The organism is Glycomyces tritici (genome assembly GCF_030403505.1).
Genome location: NZ_JAUEMJ010000012.1, coordinates 87,541 through 103,681 on the forward strand (window position 1 = coordinate 87,541; position 16,141 = coordinate 103,681).

The 16,141-nt window shown below is 70.4% G+C and carries 14 protein-coding genes and 2 tRNA genes; 7 read left to right on the forward strand and 9 right to left on the reverse strand.

What is annotated here, in order from left to right:
• Nucleotides 1-93: 93 nt before the first annotated feature.
• From QWI33_RS26345 to QWI33_RS26365, 5 genes are all read right to left on the reverse strand, one after another.
• On the reverse strand, nucleotides 94-846 hold the full coding sequence (locus QWI33_RS26345) for an NUDIX hydrolase (protein WP_289958152.1): 753 nt from the start codon (nucleotides 844-846) through the stop codon (nucleotides 94-96).
• Nucleotides 847-939: 93 nt separating this feature from the next.
• Nucleotides 940-1,941, reverse strand: a complete 1,002-nt coding sequence (locus QWI33_RS26350; protein ID WP_289958153.1) for an inorganic phosphate transporter — start codon at nucleotides 1,939-1,941, stop codon at nucleotides 940-942.
• 2 nt (nucleotides 1,942-1,943) lie between these two features.
• Nucleotides 1,944-2,573 (reverse strand): DUF47 domain-containing protein, encoded by a 630-nt coding sequence (locus tag QWI33_RS26355; protein WP_289958154.1) that lies wholly within the window; start codon nucleotides 2,571-2,573, stop codon nucleotides 1,944-1,946.
• A 285-nt stretch (nucleotides 2,574-2,858) separates the two neighbouring features.
• A complete protein-coding gene (locus QWI33_RS26360) occupies nucleotides 2,859-4,871 on the reverse strand; it encodes an ATP-dependent DNA helicase (RefSeq protein ID WP_289958155.1) in 2,013 nt (670 codons plus the stop codon).
• The gene (locus QWI33_RS26365) at nucleotides 4,868-6,325 is read right to left on the reverse strand and encodes an AI-2E family transporter (protein WP_289958156.1); all 1,458 of its coding nucleotides are present in this window, start codon (nucleotides 6,323-6,325) and stop codon (nucleotides 4,868-4,870) included. Before QWI33_RS26365 ends, QWI33_RS26360 begins: the two co-directional genes overlap by 4 nt.
• Nucleotides 6,326-6,771: 446 nt before the next feature.
• On the opposite strand from QWI33_RS26365, the gene QWI33_RS26370 reads away from it, so the two are divergent.
• Genes QWI33_RS26370 through QWI33_RS26380 form a run of 3 tightly spaced genes read left to right on the forward strand, consistent with a single transcriptional unit; the run spans nucleotide 6,772 to nucleotide 9,739 of the window.
• A complete protein-coding gene (locus tag QWI33_RS26370) occupies nucleotides 6,772-7,110 on the forward strand; it encodes a GroES family chaperonin (protein ID WP_289958157.1) in 339 nt (112 codons plus the stop codon).
• Nucleotides 7,110-8,045: a prephenate dehydrogenase gene (locus tag QWI33_RS26375; protein WP_289958158.1), complete on the forward strand. Its 936-nt coding sequence runs from the start codon at nucleotides 7,110-7,112 to the stop codon at nucleotides 8,043-8,045. The genes QWI33_RS26370 and QWI33_RS26375 overlap by 1 nt, the downstream gene beginning before the upstream one ends.
• Entirely contained in the window at nucleotides 8,042-9,739 is a 1,698-nt protein-coding gene (locus QWI33_RS26380; protein WP_289958159.1) for a DUF885 domain-containing protein, read from the forward strand. Before QWI33_RS26375 ends, QWI33_RS26380 begins: the two co-directional genes overlap by 4 nt.
• A gap of 223 nt (nucleotides 9,740-9,962) precedes the next feature.
• Here the strand turns inward: QWI33_RS26380 and QWI33_RS26385 are convergent, their stop codons facing one another.
• Nucleotides 9,963-11,105: a winged helix DNA-binding domain-containing protein gene (locus QWI33_RS26385; RefSeq protein WP_289958160.1), complete on the reverse strand. Its 1,143-nt coding sequence runs from the start codon at nucleotides 11,103-11,105 to the stop codon at nucleotides 9,963-9,965.
• 143 nt (nucleotides 11,106-11,248) lie between these two features.
• Here QWI33_RS26385 and QWI33_RS26390 point away from each other — a divergent pair, with 143 nt between their 5' ends.
• From QWI33_RS26390 to QWI33_RS26405, 4 genes are all read left to right on the forward strand, one after another.
• Nucleotides 11,249-11,938, forward strand: a complete 690-nt coding sequence (locus tag QWI33_RS26390; protein WP_289958161.1) for a hypothetical protein — start codon at nucleotides 11,249-11,251, stop codon at nucleotides 11,936-11,938.
• Nucleotides 11,933-11,996: transfer RNA gene (locus QWI33_RS26395), tRNA-Arg, on the forward strand. Before QWI33_RS26390 ends, QWI33_RS26395 begins: the two co-directional genes overlap by 6 nt.
• 113 nt (nucleotides 11,997-12,109) lie before the next feature.
• A tRNA-Arg gene (locus tag QWI33_RS26400) sits at nucleotides 12,110-12,185 on the forward strand.
• Between the two features lie 292 nt (nucleotides 12,186-12,477).
• Complete coding sequence (locus QWI33_RS26405; protein ID WP_289958162.1) at nucleotides 12,478-13,305, forward strand: DUF6528 family protein; 828 nt, start codon at nucleotides 12,478-12,480, stop codon at nucleotides 13,303-13,305.
• A gap of 69 nt (nucleotides 13,306-13,374) precedes the next feature.
• Here the strand turns inward: QWI33_RS26405 and QWI33_RS26410 are convergent, their stop codons facing one another.
• The 3 genes from QWI33_RS26410 to QWI33_RS26420 are packed head-to-tail and all read right to left on the reverse strand — an operon-like array spanning nucleotide 13,375 to nucleotide 16,119.
• Nucleotides 13,375-14,208, reverse strand: coding sequence for an MOSC domain-containing protein (locus tag QWI33_RS26410; RefSeq protein WP_289958163.1), 834 nt, complete (start codon nucleotides 14,206-14,208; stop codon nucleotides 13,375-13,377).
• Between the two features lie 23 nt (nucleotides 14,209-14,231).
• Nucleotides 14,232-15,281 carry a hypothetical protein gene (locus QWI33_RS26415; protein ID WP_289958164.1) on the reverse strand — a complete coding sequence of 350 codons (1,050 nt, stop codon included), beginning with the start codon at nucleotides 15,279-15,281 and terminating at the stop codon, nucleotides 14,232-14,234.
• A gap of 34 nt (nucleotides 15,282-15,315) precedes the next feature.
• A complete protein-coding gene (locus tag QWI33_RS26420; protein ID WP_289958165.1) occupies nucleotides 15,316-16,119 on the reverse strand; it encodes a hypothetical protein in 804 nt (267 codons plus the stop codon).
• Nucleotides 16,120-16,141: the final 22 nt, after the last annotated feature.

A 16,141-nucleotide genomic window follows, 5' to 3' on the forward strand; every position in this document is an offset into this window, starting at 1 on the left:
GATCGACTACGCAGTGTCCGACCGCGCGGGTACGTTGGTTTGCAAGGGGGCCTTCGACAAGGACATTTCCGTAATGACGGACATGCGCCCTTGTCAAGCCGAAGCGAGCGCGTCCGCCGGGTAGCCCTCTTCGCCCGGCAGCACCAGGCGGGCGTCCTCGCCGTCGACCGCGACCCGCGGCAGGATCGGCGACATGTCGCGCTGCTCGGCGGCGGCGAACACCTCACCCACCGTGGAGTACCGCGCGAGCTCGGCCAGCGTGGTCGCCTCCGGGATCGACATCTGGCCACCGTACTGGCACACCGCCTGCTCCGGCCCGATCCACGTCGCGTACTCCGGCTCGCGCACCCGGATGCGCGGCTGGAAGCCCTCGGCGAGCGTCGCCACATATATCCACGAGTCGAACCGCACCGGCTCGTACTCAGGGGTCACCCAGCGCGCCCAGGCGCGCTGCAGGGCGACCATCGCGCCGGTCTCCTCCTCCACGGACCGCAGGCCCGTCATGGCCACGTCAGGGTCGTCGGGCTTGTGCCGGCCCCCCGGGAAGCCGTACTGGGCGCCTCGGGGCCCGTTCATGGCGTTCTCGTAGTGGTCGACGTCGAGGTGCGACCACCGCTCGCGCACCTGGAGCGTCTCGGCGGGGCCGATCGTCGGGAGCCCGAACGGCTCCTTCGCCGCGTGCCGCAGCAGGAACACCCGCAGCGGGGCCTCGCGGAGGAGGACGACGGCGGCGGCGCGCTCGGGCTCGGCGGGGGCGCCCTGCTTGCGGAGGCGGGCGAGAGCGCGAGCGGCCGACGCCGAGTCGACCGCTCTGAAGTCCCATTTCCCGAAGCGCTGGATGGACATGCCCTCACGCTAACCCAAGACGGTGCGATTCCAGCGCGCAACGGCCGAAACGACGCCGGCCCGGCCGAAGCCGGGCCGGTCGAGGTCGAAGACCTAGCCGATGAACTGGATCGGCAGGTAGAACAGGGCGCCCACGAGCGCCGCGATCGGGAACGTGATGATCCACGCGATCACGATCGAGCGGGCCACGCCCCACCGGACGGCGCGCTTGCCGCCGGTCGAGCCGACGCCCATGATCGCCGAGGTGATCGTGTGGGTGGTCGAGATGGGCGCGCCCAGCAGGAACGTGTTCGCGTAGAGCACGGCGCTGGCGACGGTCTCGGCCGCGAAGCCCTGGGGCGGGCCGAGGTCGATGATCTTGCGGCCCATGGTCTTGATGATGCGCCAGCCGCCCGCGTAGGTGCCGGCGGCCATGACGGCGGCGCTGGCGAGGTAGACCCATTCGGGGATGGGCGCGCCGTCGGTGTAGTACCCGCCGACCGACAGGGCCAGGATGATGATGCCCATGACCTTGGCGGCGTCCTGCATGCCGTGGCCGATGGCCATCGCGGCCGCGGAGGCGGTCTGCGCGTGGCGGAAGCCGCGGTTGAGCTTGTCGGGGCGACCGCGCCGGAAGATCCAGTACACGGCGATCATGACGAGGAAGCCGAGGGTGAAGCCGACGAGCGGGGAGACGATCGTGGGGAGCACGATCTTGTCGAGGATGCCGCCCCACAGCACGACCGCGCCGCCGGCCATGGTCGCGCCGACCATGCCGCCGAACAGCGAGTGGGAGGACGAGGTCGGCAGGCCGAAGTACCAGGTGATGAAGTTCCAGGTGATCGCGCCGAGGAGGCCGGCGATGACGATCAGGATGCCGTCGATGCCGTCGGGGAGCTCGACGAGGCCGCTGGCCACGGTGGCCGCGACCTTCCCGCCGAGGTGCGCGCCGACGAAGTTGCCGATCGCCGCCATGCCGAGCGCGACCCGGGGCTTGAGCGCCCGGGTCGAGATCGAGGTGGCGATGGCGTTCGCGGAGTCGTGGAACCCGTTGGTGTAGCCGAAGAGGAGGGCCGCGCCGATACAGACGACGACCGCGATGAACACACTGTCCACGTTCAGGATTCCTTGACGTAGACCGACTCGACGACGTTGGAGACCGACTCGAACGAGTCGCAGGCGGCTTCGAGCTCGTCGGCGACCTCTTTGAGCTTCATGACGGTGAGCGCCGGATACTCGCCGGAGTACAGGCGGACCAGCAGCATGCGGTAGGCGCGGTCGCCGTCGTTCTCGAGGCGGTTGCACTCGACCCAGAAGTCGGCCATGGTCGAGTTGAGGCCCTTGAGCTTCGGCATGTACTCGGCGAGGAGGTCGGCCTGGGCGCCGAGGACGGTGACCTGCTCGATCATCTCGCGCGGGAGGTCGGGGAGCTCGGAGAGGCCGTAGAGGTAGACCAGGTTCGCGGCGGCCTCGATGTGGTCGAGGATGTCGTCGAGCTTGCCGGCCAGGTGGTACATGTCCGTGCGGTCCATCGGGGTGACGAACGTCGAGTTGATCTTGTTGAACAGCCGGTGGGTCAGCTGGTCGTTGTCGTGCTCGACGTCGACGAGACGCTCGGAGATCTTCTGGTAGTCAGCCGACTCGTCCCCCAGTTCGGCCAGGATCGCCACGCCGCGGCGGATGTTGTCGGCCGCGTCATTGAAGAAGGCGTAGAACGTGTCGTCCTGAGGCTTCAGCGAGAACCGCACTGGGCACCCCTGCTTTCGGTCGTTTTGACTGTCCTCACTGTACCGATCGGCTCAGTGGACGGGTGGAAATCGTCACCGCGAAGTTAACATCCAGGTGAACGCGACACAAGCTCGTGAAGTCTGCTGTGTGAGAATCCACGAAACCGCTCTAAGCTGGGGTTATGCAAAGGTTTCACTTGAATTCACCTTGCGTTCACCTTTGACTTATGGAACACCTGGAGCGCACCGCGAAGTGACCCGCTTGCCATGGCGACAAGACGGGTTCCCCGATCGGGCCGCGCCTAATCAGTCGTTCGCGGTCTCGGCGAGCCGGCTCAGCGCGCCCGCCACCGAATCGGACTTCGTCGTGTACCAGAACGGCGGCAGCGAGTCCCGCAGGAACTTCCCGTACGAGCGGCTCGTCTCCAGCCGCGAGTCGAGGATCGCGACCACCCCGCGGTCCGTGGTGCGGCGGATGAGCCTGCCCGCGCCCTGCGCGAGCCGGATCGCCGCCGCCGGGACCGACACCTCGGTGAACCCCGAGCGGCCCGCCGCGTCCGCCGCCTCCGAACGCGCCGCCGTCAGCGGCTCGGTCGGGCGCGGGAACGGGATCCGGTCCACCACCACGAGGCGGCAGGTCATGCCCGGCACGTCAACGCCCTGCCAGAGGCTCATGACCCCCAGCAGGCAGGTCGACTCCTCCTCCTTGAACCGCTTCACCAGACTCCCGAGCGTCTCCTCGCCCTGCAGCAGGATGTCGTAGTCGGTCTGGGCGCGAAGGAGCTCGGCCGCCGCCTCGGCGGCCTTCTTCGACGAGAACAGGCCCAGGGTCGCCCCGCGGCTCGCCTCGACCAGGCGCAGCAGCTCCTTGCCGGACTCGTCCGACAGGCCCGACGCGGTCGGACGCGGCAGCGACGCCGCCACATAGAGGATGCCCTGCTTGCGGTAGTCGAACGGGGAGCCGACGTCCAGCGAGGTCCAGCCGTGCCCGTCCGCGGGCAGGCCGAGGTTCCGCGCCACGATGTCGAACCGGCCGCCGAGCGTCAGCGTCGCCGACGCCGCGATCACCGTGCGGTCCTCGTACAGCATCGCCGAGAGCAGGCCGCCCACCGAGAGCGGCGCGGCCACCAGCTGCGGGCCGTTCGGCTCCGCCCAGATCACGTCGTCCCCCGCCGGCCCGATGCACCGCCCGGCCGTCTCGATCGTCTCCACGAGCCCGGCCTTGAGCTGCTGGGCGCTCAGCTGCTTCTTCGTCTCCGCATCGAGCGTGGACAGGTGGGTGGCGGCCTTGACGCACGCGCCGTTGATCAGGTTGAGCGCCTCGACGAGCGGCGCGGGCAGTTCACCGGAGAACCGGCGCTCGCCGGCCGCGGTGAGCGCGCCCTCCAGCGCGTCCGCGGCCTCCCGGACCTGGTCGGCCACATCGGGGTCGATGAGGCGGCGCCCGCGCTGCGCGAGCCAGCGCAGCCGGGCAGGGTGCAGCTCGGCGCGGGCGGCCGAGGTGACGCGGTCGACCAGCTCGTGCGCCTCGTCCACGATGAGCACGGCGTGCTCGGGCAGGACGCTGCGCTCGTTCATCATGTCGATCGAGAGCAGGGCGTGGTTGGTGACCACGATGTCGGCCTCGTGCGCCTTCGCGCGGGCCCACTCGGCGAAGCAGTCGGGCCCCTGCGCGCAGTCCTTCGCGCCGGGGCACTCGGTCGAGGACGTGGACGCCTGCTTCCAGGCGCGGTCGGAGACGCCCGGGTCGAGGTCGTCGCGGTCGCCGGTGTCGGTGTCGCCCGCCCAGTCGAAGAGGCGCTGCACCTGCTTGGCGAAGGACGCCTGCTGGCCGGCCCATTTCAGGGTCTCGGTGCCCTCGATCGCGCCGTCGTCCTCGTCCTCTTCGCCGGCGATCTTGCGCTTGCAGATGTAGTTGTGGCGGCCCTTGAGGAGCGCGAAGGTCGGCTTGCGGCCCAGGACGGGCGCGACCGCCTCGACCAGGCGCGGCAGGTCGACGGCGACGAGCTGGTGCTGGAGGGCGAGCGTGGCGGTCGAGACGACCACGGGCTTGCCCGCGGCGAGCGCGGCGCACAGGTAGGCGAGGGACTTGCCGGTGCCGGTGCCGGCCTGGACGAGCAGGTGCTCGCCCGAGTCGACGGCGTTGGCGACGGCCGCGCACATCTCGCGCTGGCCTTCGCGTGCCTGGCCGTGCGGGGTGGCGGCTACGGCGGCGTCGAGGATGGCGAGGGCGTCGCGTTCGGCTTTGGTGGCGCCTTTGACGGCCGCTTTCGCGGCGGGCTCGGCGGGGGCTTCGGAGACGGTGACGTTGGTGCTCATGCCTCCTGCGCCGCCTGCTCGCCGGAGTCGGTGCCGTCTTGTGGGCTGCTGTCCTTGGATCCGGTGCCGTCTTTGGCGCCGTTGCCGTTCTTGGCGCCGTTCTTGGTTCCGGCGGCGCGGCGGGCGCGTTCGGCGGCGGCGCTGACTCTGACCGCTTCGGCGGTGGCGTCCTCGCCTTCGAGGCCGCGGGCCTGGGCCTCGCGGCGGGCCTCGCGGTAGCGGTTGAGGGCGCGCACGGTGCCGTTGACGATCGCGAGGATGGGGACGGCCACGAGGGCGCCGATGATGCCCCACACGAAGCCGCCCGCGGTGACGGCGAGGACGATCGCGAGCGGATGGAGTTTGACCGCGCGGCTCATGAGGAAGGGCTGCAGCAGGTTCGACTCGAGCTGCTGCACGGCGAGGACGATGCCGAGGACGATGAGCGCGGTGACGAGGCCGTTCGGGGTGCCGACGAGGGCCACGACGACGGCGACGATGCCCGAGATCGTGGCACCGATGATCGGGATGAACGCGCCGAGGAAGATCAGCGTGGTCAGCGGCAGCCACAGCGGGACTTCGAGGAGGTACAGGCCGAGCCCGATGAAGATCGCGTCCACGGCGGCGACGACCACGATGGTGCGCATGTACTGCACGAGAGTCGACCAGCCGGCGCCGCCGGCGTAGCGCAGCGGCTCGGAGGCGGTGCGCGGGAGCATCCCGGTGAGGAAGGTCCAGATCTTGCGGCCGTCGCGGATGAAGAAGTAGGTCGTGAACAGGACCAGGAACAGGCCGGTCGCGAAGTTGCCGAGGCCGGAGGCGGTCGAGGTGGCGACGTCGACGCCGGTCTGGACGATGGCCTGCTGGTTCTCGTCGTACCAGTTGGTGATGTTGTCCTGGATGTTCGCGACGATCTCGGCGACCTGCGCGCCGTTGAGGCCGTAGGGGCCCGATTCGAGCCAGGCCTGGGCGTCCTTGAGGCCGGTGACGATCGAGTCGTAGAAGTCGGGGATGCCGGCGATGAACTGCTGGACGACGAACGTGAGGATCGCGCTGACGGCCGCGAGGCCGGCGACGAGCATGAAGATCGAGGCGAGGGACTTGTTCCAGCCCTTGCGGATCAGCCAGGCCGCGGGCGGCTGCAGCATCGCGGCGAGGAGGAAGGAGATCGCGACGGGGATGACGACCGTGGTGACGTAGCTGAGGAGGTACAGGAAGATGGCGACCGCCGCGCCGACGATGAGGAGCCGCCAGGACCAGGCCGCGCCGACCGCGAGGCCGATCGGGACGAAGTCGCGCTCGGGGCGTTCGCCGTCGCCCGACCCGTCGAGTTCCGGCGGTATGCCCGCGGGGATCTCGGGTTCGTCTTCGACCGGTTCGTCCCGCCGGGCCATGGCCCGTTCGGCGACCGGGTTGAGGCGCATGCCGATCCACAGTTGACGTGCCCGGGCGGTGGTGCGGCGGAATCGGCTCACGGTCTCTCCAAGGACGGTTCCTCCGGAAGGAGGCGGGTGCAACGTCAACACGTACCGTACCGGGCGGGTGCGACTCTTCCGATACAGCAGCCTGTACCGAGTGCCCGTGGGCACCCCGTGGAAGGGCGGGTCCGCGGCGGGCGGCGGCGACTGTCGTACCCGCGGTGCACCCTGGTATTCGGGGGGCGCGCGGTCTCGCCGCACCCGAGCGCGGGGGCCGGTCGGACCGAAGGTGTCGTACCCGCGGCGGACCCCTGGCGCTCCGGCGTCCCCCGCGAGGGCCGGGTGCGCGATTCGTTGGCGCCCAATGTTCCCCCACACGCTTGGGTCGCCGGCGCGGCGGCCGGGCCGAGCGTCGGTCCGGCGCACCCGACCCCGGGGTGCGGACGTGAGACTCCCCGCTCGCATTTCATGCGGCGCCGCCGCTGCCGGTAAGCTGGCGCGCTGTGACCGATACACCGTTGGACTCCACGACCGGCCTGCCGGTCCGGCTCCTGCACGACCGCCTCCTCGTGCGCGAGGATGCGGACTCCGAGCGCCGCTCCGCCGCCGGGATCGTCATCCCCGCCACCGCCGCCATGGGCCGGCGCCTGCACTGGGCCGAGGCCGTCGGCGTCGGGCCGCTCGTGCGCTCGGTCGTCAAGGGCGACCGCGTCCTGTTCGACCCCGAGGACAAGGCCGAGGTCGAGATGCAGGGCCGCACCTTCCTCCTCCTGCGCGAGCGCGACATCCACGCGGTCGCCGCCAAGCGCGTCGACAACGACGGCACGGGGCTCTACCTCTGATGCGCGTCGCGGTCATCGGGCTCGGCCTCATCGGCGGCTCCGCCGCGCTCGCCCTCACCGAAGCCGGGCACGACGTGCTCGGCCTCGACCCCGACCCGGCCACCCGCGAAGCCGCCGCCGCGCATTTCCCCGTCACCGCCGACCCGGCCGATCTTTCGGGCACCGACCTCGCGGTCGTGGCCGCGCCGTACCGCCACCTCGCCGCCGTCGCGGTCGAGATGCTGGACGGCTACACGGGCCTGGTCACGGACGTCTCCTCGGTGAAGGCCGAGCCCGCGCGGGTGTTCGCGCGCCACCGGTTCGTGGGCGGGCATCCCATGGCGGGCAAGGAGACCAACGGTTTCACCGCCGCCGAGTCGGGCCTGTTCCAGGGCCGCAAGTGGGTGCTGTGCCTCGAGGAGGGCACCGACCTCGCCGACTGGACTGCCCTCGCCGCGCTGTGGACGTCGATCGGCGCGCAGGTCGTGCCCGCCACCGCCGCCGACCACGACCGGGCCGCCGCCCGCATCTCGCACCTGGAGCACCTGGTCGCCGCCGCGCTCGTGCACGTCGCCGACGAGCCGCTGGCCCGCACCCTCGCGGCCGGCTCGTACCGCGACGGCACCCGTGTCGCGGCCAGCCCGACCGCCCTCTTCACCGGCATGGTCGAAGGCAACCGGGAGCAGCTCATGGCGGCCGCGGAGGACCTCGCCGCCGAGCTGGATGCCGCGGCGGCCGACCTGGACGCCTACACCGATCGGCCAAACTCAATCAGTGAATGGTTCGACCGGGCCCGCGCCCTCCGCGCCGACTGGCCCGTCGAACCTGATGCAGCGCAACGCATCCCGATCACGAAAGCGTCGCTCATGGAGCTTTGCGCGGCCGGCGGCTGGCTCGAAGCGGTCGAAAGCGAGGTCGCGCTCGCCCGGCGCCCTCGCGTAAAGTCCACTCCATGAGAAGCATCGATCGCATCGCCGACCAGTACGTAGAGGACGTCATCGCCCTGAGCCCCCTCACGGCCACGAGCATGGGCGTCCCCGGACACGACCACGAGATCGACGACCTCTCGCCCGCCGGGCTCGAGGCCGAGGCCGCCCTGACCCGCAAGGCGATCGCCGACCTGGAAGCCGCCGAACCGGTCGACGAGCGCGAGCGCGTCGCCAAGGACGCCATCCTCGAGCGCCTGCACCTCCAGATGGAGCGCCACGAAGCGGGCGACACCTACTTGAGCCTCAACGTCCTGGCCTCCCCCGTGCACAGCGTGCGGCAGATCTTCGACCTCATGCCCAAGGACGGCCGGGAGGCCGCCGAGAACATCGCGGCCCGCCTCGAGGCCGTCCCGAACGCGTTCGAGCAGTACACCGAGACGCTGCGCGCCGAGGCCGCCGCGGGCCGCGTCGCCGCCGAGCGGCAGGTCCTCGAAGTCGCCACGCACTGCGACAACTGGAACGGCGCCAAGGGCATCGAGACCGACTTCTGGGCGAACCTGGTCAACGGGGTCACCGTCGACGGCGAGCCGATCAAGACCGGCCCGCTGCGCATCGCCCTGAGCGACGGCGCCACCCGCGCCCGGTACGCCGCCACGAAGTTCGCGCTGTTCCTGCGCGAGGAGCTGGCCCCGCAGGCGCCGAAGAACGACGCGGTCGGCCGCGACCGGTACTCGCGCGCCTCCCGCTACTTCATCGGCTCCGCGATCGACCTCGAGGAGACGTACGCGTGGGGCTGGCAGGAGCTGGCCCGCATCGAGGACGACATGCGCGCGACCTGCGAGCGCATCAAGCCGGGCGCGTCGATCGAGGAGGTCGTGGCGTTCCTGGACCAGGACCCCAACGAGAACATGACCGACAAGGACGTGTTCCGCGACTGGATGCAGGACCTCGCCGACTCCACCATCGCCGACCTCGCGGACAAGCACTTCGACATCCCCGAGCAGATCCGCGCCATCGACTGCAAGATCGCGCCGACCGAGGACGGGGCGATCTACTACACCGGGCCGAGCGAGGACTTCTCCCGTCCCGGCGCCATGTGGTGGTCGGTGCCGGAGGGCCAGAAGCTGTTCGGCAAGTGGCGTGAGAAGTCCACTGTGTACCACGAGGGCGTGCCGGGCCACCACCTCCAGGTCGGCCAGACCATGGCCCGCATCGAGCTGCTCAACCGCTTCCAGCGCCAGATGATGTGGTGCTCGGGCCACGGCGAGGGCTGGGCGCTCTACTCCGAGCGGCTCATGGACGAGCTCGGCTACTACGACGATGACCCGGCCGGGCGCCTCGGCATGCTCGACGCGCAGGCCTTCCGCGCCGCCCGCGTCATCGTCGACATCGGCCTCCACTGCGAGTTCGCCATCCCCGAGGACAACCCGTTCGGCTGGCGCGGCGGCGAGACCTGGGACGGCGAGAAGATGTTCGAGTTCATGCGGGCCCACACCCGCACGATCGAGGACGACATGCTCCACTTCGAGGTCAACCGCTACCTCGGCTGGGCCGGCCAGGCCCCGTCGTACAAGGTCGGCGAGCGCCTCTGGATGCAGGCCCGCGAGGACTACAAGGCCCGCAAGGGCACTGAGTTCAGCCTCAAGCAGTTCCACTCGGACGCGCTGAACCTCGGCTCGATGGGCCTCGCCCCGTTCGCCGAAGCCCTCGGCCGCCTCTAGCACCGAAGGAACGGCCTCGCTCGCAGTGCGAGCGAGGCCGTTTCGCGTTCACGCGGGTTGTCGTACCTCCGAGGTACAGGTTGTTGAACGGGGGTGCTACGTACGGAACATATCCGTCATTCCGGATTTGCCCCTCACGCAGCACCCCCGTTCAACCACAGTAATTCACACCTGTGACACCGGCGGCACGTGAGCGATCATCACAAGCGCGCCTTCGCGGCTATCAGTCCTCATGCTCGAGGACGAGCTCCATCTCCGGCTTCCCGTACCAGGTCCGCAGCTTGTCCGCACCGCGGCGCAGCGCCGCGATCTCGGCGGCCGTGAACCCCCGCACCCGCCACGTCTCGAGCAGCACGCTCTCGCGCTTCAGCGTCGCCTTCCAACTGCCGATAACCTGGCCGTCGAGCAGGATCACCGAAGTGAACCGCGCCCGGCCCGGGAACCGCGTCGGCGGCACCGAATGGTGCGTCACGAACTCCTTCGTGTCCGTGTACGAGCACATCATCTCGTCGAAGCCCTGCACGAAGTCCACCACCGGAACCGCATCGCGCTCCGCCGGCGGCTCCTGCACGTAGTAGAGCACCCGCTCGCCGACCTTGAGCGACTCCAGACCGAGCCCGTCGATCGCCGCCTTCGCGTCGGCCACCTTCAACGTCGCCCAGCGCGTGAAGTCCTTCACGGTCGCGGGCCCGCGCGAGGAGAAGAACCGCAGCGCCAGCGCGCGGACCGCCTCGTCCTGCTCCACGGCGCCGGCCGGGACGCGCTCGTCGAAGTTCGCGTAGGTCTGCTTGCCGCCCTTCGGCGTCCCCGAGCAGATCGCCGACACCAGCTCGGCGTGGAACAGCAGGTGGATCAGGCGCAGCCCGGTCGGGTCGGCGATCCCGGCGGCCGCCAGCGCCTCGGAGGCCTCCTCGCGCAGCAGGTGCCGCCCGCCGGCTGTGGCCGCCGCGAGCACGTCGTCCCCGAGCAGCAGCTCGGCCTCGCTGAGCCCGAGGCTGCGGAACTGCGTGCCGGCCACTTGCAGGACCCGGTGGGCGGTGGCCGCGAGCATCATCCGCAGGTCCTCGACTGGGACGGTGTGCCAGGTCGGGCGCAGCACGTGGGTGCGGATCACGGCGCCCTTCTCGATGAGGACGTCGACCGCGTCGACGCCCGCGAACGGGAGACCTTCCGCGTCGGGCCGAGTGCGCATCGCGGGGGTGAGCTTCGAGGGCTGGAACTCCTGGGACTGGACCGCGCCCAGGTGCTTGAACGCGTCCAAGGGTGTGGCGAAGGGCTCGCCCCACAGGCGCTGAGAGTGGGCCCGCCAGGCTGCGACCGCGCCCGGCTCGAGATCCGTGCCGACACGGGCGGTGGGTGATGCCATGTGGACATGCTAACCGTCCCTTGCGACATGAGCCCTCCGCCGATCAGCGTGTCCCGCCGCGCCCGGCCGCATGGCCGGAATCACCGCGTGGGCGCACGAACGCGCGGGTGGACGCGGTTGCGAACAACGGCCACAATTGCGGCATGTCCCTTCCCAACGCGGTCCTGAGGCTCTCCACCGACGTCCTCGCCGAGATCAACGACGACGAGCGCCTCGCGTTCGCCTACGCCCACGGCCCCGCCCTGTCCGGATTCGGGGAGGAGGCCGAACTGGTCTGCGTGTGGGAGACCGACACCGTCCCCGCCGACGCCAGCGACGAGGCCGTGCACCTCACCGTCGCGCGCTTCCAGGCCCACATGGAGGCCCTCGACCGCGGCGAGGGCTGGCGGCACCCCGGCGACGAGGCCCTGCACGTCATCGCCCGCTTCGCCGAGGGCACGCTCCTCGCGGACGACTCCGAACTGGGCTCGCAGGCCCGCGCCGAGGTCACCGAGTTCCCGCAGGCACTCGCCATCGCCTCCCGCGAAGCCGTGGCCGGAGAGGTCGAGACCCTGGCGAAGCGCCTGGGCGACGCGTCCGACCCCTGGGAGCTGGCCGAGACCCTCACCGAGGGCCTGCACCACGCCTACGTCGCGCTCTTCGCGGCTGGCGGCTACTTCTTCCCCGGCCACGAGAACCGCGCCGCGTTCGTCGAGCGCTACCTGCTCGGCGACGAGGTCCCCGAGGCCGAAGCCGCAGTCTGGACCGCGGCGAGCGCCCCTCTCCCCGAACGGGCCGAAGCCCTCCCGGCCGCCTGGCGCGCCCTGGCCCGGACGGTCCTGGACAACTGCTGAGGGGTCGCCCATCTGACTACGGATCAGAAGGTTGGGGGTTCGAATCCCCCGCTGGCAGAGGCCGCACACCGTGCCGGATGACCCAGGGCACATCCGCATACCCGGTTGCAGATCCGTTTTCGCCCCAGGTAAGGTTATGCCCGGTCCTGATCGCAACGATCAAGCCGACCTGCGCCGCTAGCTCAACGGATAGAGCATCTGACTACGGATCAGAAGGTTGGGGGTTCGAATCCCTCGCGGCGCACCAACGAAAGCCAGGTCTCCGGACCTGGCTTTTCTGGTTTCCCGGGTCATTGGGACGGCCGGCGCGGCGGTCCGATCGGGTGCTTGATGCGTGACTTGCCGCTATTGGATCCCGTGTCGCACACTGTTGGGTGGTTCGTGGCCTGGGCTGGTTGCGGACGCTTCCTACCCCCATGAGGAGCGGCATGAGACGGCGGAACTTTTTGCGGGCGGCGGCTGTTGGGGCGCCATTGGCGGCGGCCGGGGTGATCGGGGCCGGGGTCGCTACGGCGGACACGGCGAACTTCAGGATCATGGTGACCGAGCAGGTTTCCAACAAGGTGATGGTGTTCGACAAGAACGCGGCGTTCAGCGATGCCAACCGGTACAAGTCGTTCAGCCCGGGCACGGGTGGTTGGGCGAACCTGTCGGACTGCCGGATCCGGGATACGTCGCAGTTCGGGGCGATCGGGCTGGCCGCGGCGTCAGGTGGGCGGGTCGGGATCTGGAACATCACCGACGAGAAGGATCAAGAGCTCAACGACGTGCTGTGGAGCGCGACGCCGGGCGGGAACCCGCATGCGCTGGAGCGCATCCCGGACATCGGGGCGTTCGTCGCCGCGTCGTCCGACGGCTACCTCACGGTGTACGGGCCGACGGCGGTGTCGAAGCCGTCGACGCTCGCGCAGGTGCAGCGGGTGACGCTCGCTGGTGCGCACGGGGTGCTGTGGGACCCGAACAACAAGCTGCTGTGGGCCTGCGGGAACAAGGTCGTGCAGGCGTACACGGTGTCGGGCACGTACCGGAACGTGCGGATCAAGGCGTCCAGCAAGAAGGTGGCGCTCTCCGGGCTCGGGCACGACCTGCAGCCGGACTACTCGAACTCGGACCGGCTCCTGGTCTCGGACTCGTACGGGGTCTACTCGATCAGCAAGTCGACGCTGTCGAAGACGACGCTGCACACGACCACGCGCATCAAGGCTTACGTGAAGATGCGCTCGGGTGAGCACTTCTACGTACGCGGCGACAACGCCGGCTCGCGCGACTGGGGCAGCCCGACCGTGGTGTTCTCGCAGTCGGCCGACCGGACGCGCTCCGGCGCGGAGTTCTACAAGGCGCGGTACTACGCGACCGGTTTCAACTAGCCAAGCGGTATTGCAACTCGACCAGTAGTGAACGGCCCGTTCGGCACACAGTGCTGGACGGGCCGTTCACTACCCCGTGATCGTGACGCGGTCGCCGGTGGCGACCGGGCCGACGGCGAGGACGTTGGCGTAGATGCCGAAGCAGGTGGCGCGGCCGTAGTCGGCGACGTCGATGCGGTGGTGCGCAGCGAGGGTCTTGAGGAGTGCGCGGTCGGCGGGGGCGGCGCCGTGGGCGAGGGACGGGATGACGCAGCGCGGCGTCGGGATCGCCACTTCGAGGACAGCGTCGGGGCCGATCGCGATCCGTTGGCCCGGCATGGGGTCGGTGGGGAGGTCAAGGATCAGGTTGGGGCGGAAGCGGGCCGGGTCGACCTCGCTGCCGTGCTCGGTGCTGAGCCGCTCCAGGGCGCCCGTGGTGACGAGGTGGACGGGGCCGAAGTCGAAGAAGCGGCCGCCTTCGGCGTCGTGGCGGGCGGCGACGGTGTCGTCCTCGCCGGGCGTCGGGTCGGCGACCCAGTCGGGGATCATGCCGGGCTCGTCGGGCCACCAGTGGTGGCGTTTGAGCTGCTGGGGTGCGCTGCGGGTGAGGCGGACCGGGCGGCCGAGCCAGGCCGAGACGGCCGCGTCGGCCTCCGGCGTGCCTGCCTGCGCGGGGGCGGTTCCGGGGGCCTCGATGTGGACGGTGCTGTGCGTGTCGCCCTGGGCCGGTCGGTAAGTGGCGGCGACGCCGAGGAGGGCTCCCCACAGGCGCGGCTGCTTGGCGCTGCCGATGGTGCCGTCGGCGTCGAGGCAGGTCCAGGTGCGGTCGCCGTCGAGGCCGTGCTTGCCGACAAAGGCCTCGGTCACGTGCTCTGCGGCTGCTGATTTGAGCGGGTGGCGGCGGATGCCGATGACGCTGTTCACGCCTGCGATCCTATGCCGACCGTTCAGGACCCGCCCGGGACGAAGTACAGGACCGGCGACTCGGCGATCGGGCCCGGGAGCTCGATGGTCCAGCGGTGCTCGCCGTCGTAGCCGATGAAGTCGACCGTGGCGTCGGTGCGGGAGACGAACCCGTCCTCGTGAAGGGTGGTGCAGCCGGACTCGTCGGGGCCGACCGCCTCGCCGGAGGCGAGGTCGACCACGCGGGTGCCGGATTCGGCGCGGATGGTGAAGCCGCCTTTGACGGCGCCGTCGGGACCGTAGTCCTCGACGACGCAGGCGTAGCGGCCGGCTGGGTCGACGTTGACGAGGCCGATGGTGAGCGGTTCGGCCCCTTCGAGGTTCGAGACCGGGATCGTCTCCAGCACGTGGCCGTTCGTGTCGATGCGGTACAGCTCGGAGAGTTCGAGGTCGTGGTAGAGCGCCTGGGCCGAGCCGTCTTCGGCGGTGTACCAGCGCAGCCGGCAGCCGTGCGGCGTGAGTTCGACGGTGGTGGGGAGCCGCCCGGCATCGGGCGAGTGCCATTCGGTGGCGCCCCAGGTCGTGACGGGGAACGGGATCTCGTCGCCCGCAGCGGTCGCGGTGCCCCAGACGGGGGCGCGGTGGGCGAGGACCGCGGAGCCGTCGGGGAGCCAGACCGGGTCGATGCAGGCGTGGTCGACCGGGTACTCGATCGCGGTGGCGACCTCGCCGGTGTCGAGGTCGCCGAACATGAGCGACGCATGAGGGCTCGCCCCGGCGACCCAGGCGGCGTGCCGCCCGGTCGGGTCGACGCTGAGGGACGCGCGCAGGACGGTGCCGACGTCGCCTTCGGCGTCCCAGACCCCGGAGAGGTCGAGCACGGGTTCGACGTCCGCGGCGTCGCCGTCGCCTGAGTCGGCGCCCGGGTCCCAGCGGTAGAGCCGGTGGTCGTCGCCGAGGGCGTAGAACACGCCGCCGTCAGCGCCGTTGCCGGACATGGCATCGAGGTCGCAGGCGGCGAGAGCGCCCGCGAGGGCGAGCACGGCGGCGATGGTGAGGTGCTTGCGGCTGCTGCTCCGGTGCGGGTCGTCCAAGGCTTGCTCCTTACTGGTGCGGGCCGGTCGGGTTTCAGTCGCTCGCGGCGGCGGTCATGGCGGCGGCGCTGAAGGTGCCCGCGGGCTTGTCGGCGATGCCGTGGCGGCCGATGAGGTCGAGCCAGACCCGGAAGTTGTCGCCCGAGGCGGTGGGGTCGATGCCGCCCGTCCCGAACTGCTCGCGCAGGACCTCGTAGCCGCGCTTGGTCTTGGGGCCGAAGTCGCCGTCGATGGGCATGTCCTTCACGCCCGCGAGGTCCCTTGCGGCCCATTGGATGATCGTGGTGTCGGTCTGGTAGCCCCAGTTGGCGGCGACGGCCTGGCGGCCGCGGTCGGTGTGGATGTGGTTCCAGTGCGAGCCGTCGGGGTCGTTGTTGCAGTGCAGGACCGTGCCGAAGTGCTTGCGGCAGGTCGCGATCACGGCGAGGTAGCGGCGGCGCAGGTAGAGGCGGCCGTCCTTGCCGTGGAGGGCGGTGTCGACGTAGTTCCCCGAGCCCCAGTCGAAGCGGGTGAAGTCGATGGCGGCGCCGTAGCGGTGGTAGCCCGGCTTGCAGACCTTGGCGCCCGCGAGGCCGGTCCACCGGTAGGTCCAGGGGCCTTCGCTGCGGGCGTACTGCGCGCCGAGGTTGTGGAGGTCGCGGATCACGCGGCCGGCCTGGATGTGGGTCTCCTCGTGCATGGTGAACGAGGTGGTGGAGGGGTGGACGCCGTTGCCGTCCTCGTCGAAGGCGGTGCGGTAGCGGGTCTTGAGCGCGCTCTGGTGGAGCCAGTCGCGCGTGATGTCGGGATAGTCGCAGGTCGATCGCGCGAATGCGGTGCTGCTGCTGGGGAATGCCATGGGTCCTCCTTCGCCGTGCGGT

Coding starts and splice junctions, on each gene's coding strand:
- QWI33_RS26420 (WP_289958165.1), bottom strand. CDS start 16,119: ATGGCATTCCCCAGCAGCAGCACCGCATTCGCGCGATCGACCTGCGAC.
- QWI33_RS26390 (WP_289958161.1), top strand. CDS start 11,249: ATGTCCCTTCCCAACGCGGTCCTGAGGCTCTCCACCGACGTCCTCGCC.
- QWI33_RS26375 (WP_289958158.1), top strand. CDS start 7,110: ATGCGCGTCGCGGTCATCGGGCTCGGCCTCATCGGCGGCTCCGCCGCG.
- QWI33_RS26380 (WP_289958159.1), top strand. CDS start 8,042: ATGAGAAGCATCGATCGCATCGCCGACCAGTACGTAGAGGACGTCATC.
- QWI33_RS26360 (WP_289958155.1), bottom strand. CDS start 4,871: ATGAGCACCAACGTCACCGTCTCCGAAGCCCCCGCCGAGCCCGCCGCG.
- QWI33_RS26345 (WP_289958152.1), bottom strand. CDS start 846: ATGTCCATCCAGCGCTTCGGGAAATGGGACTTCAGAGCGGTCGACTCG.
- QWI33_RS26385 (WP_289958160.1), bottom strand. CDS start 11,105: ATGGCATCACCCACCGCCCGTGTCGGCACGGATCTCGAGCCGGGCGCG.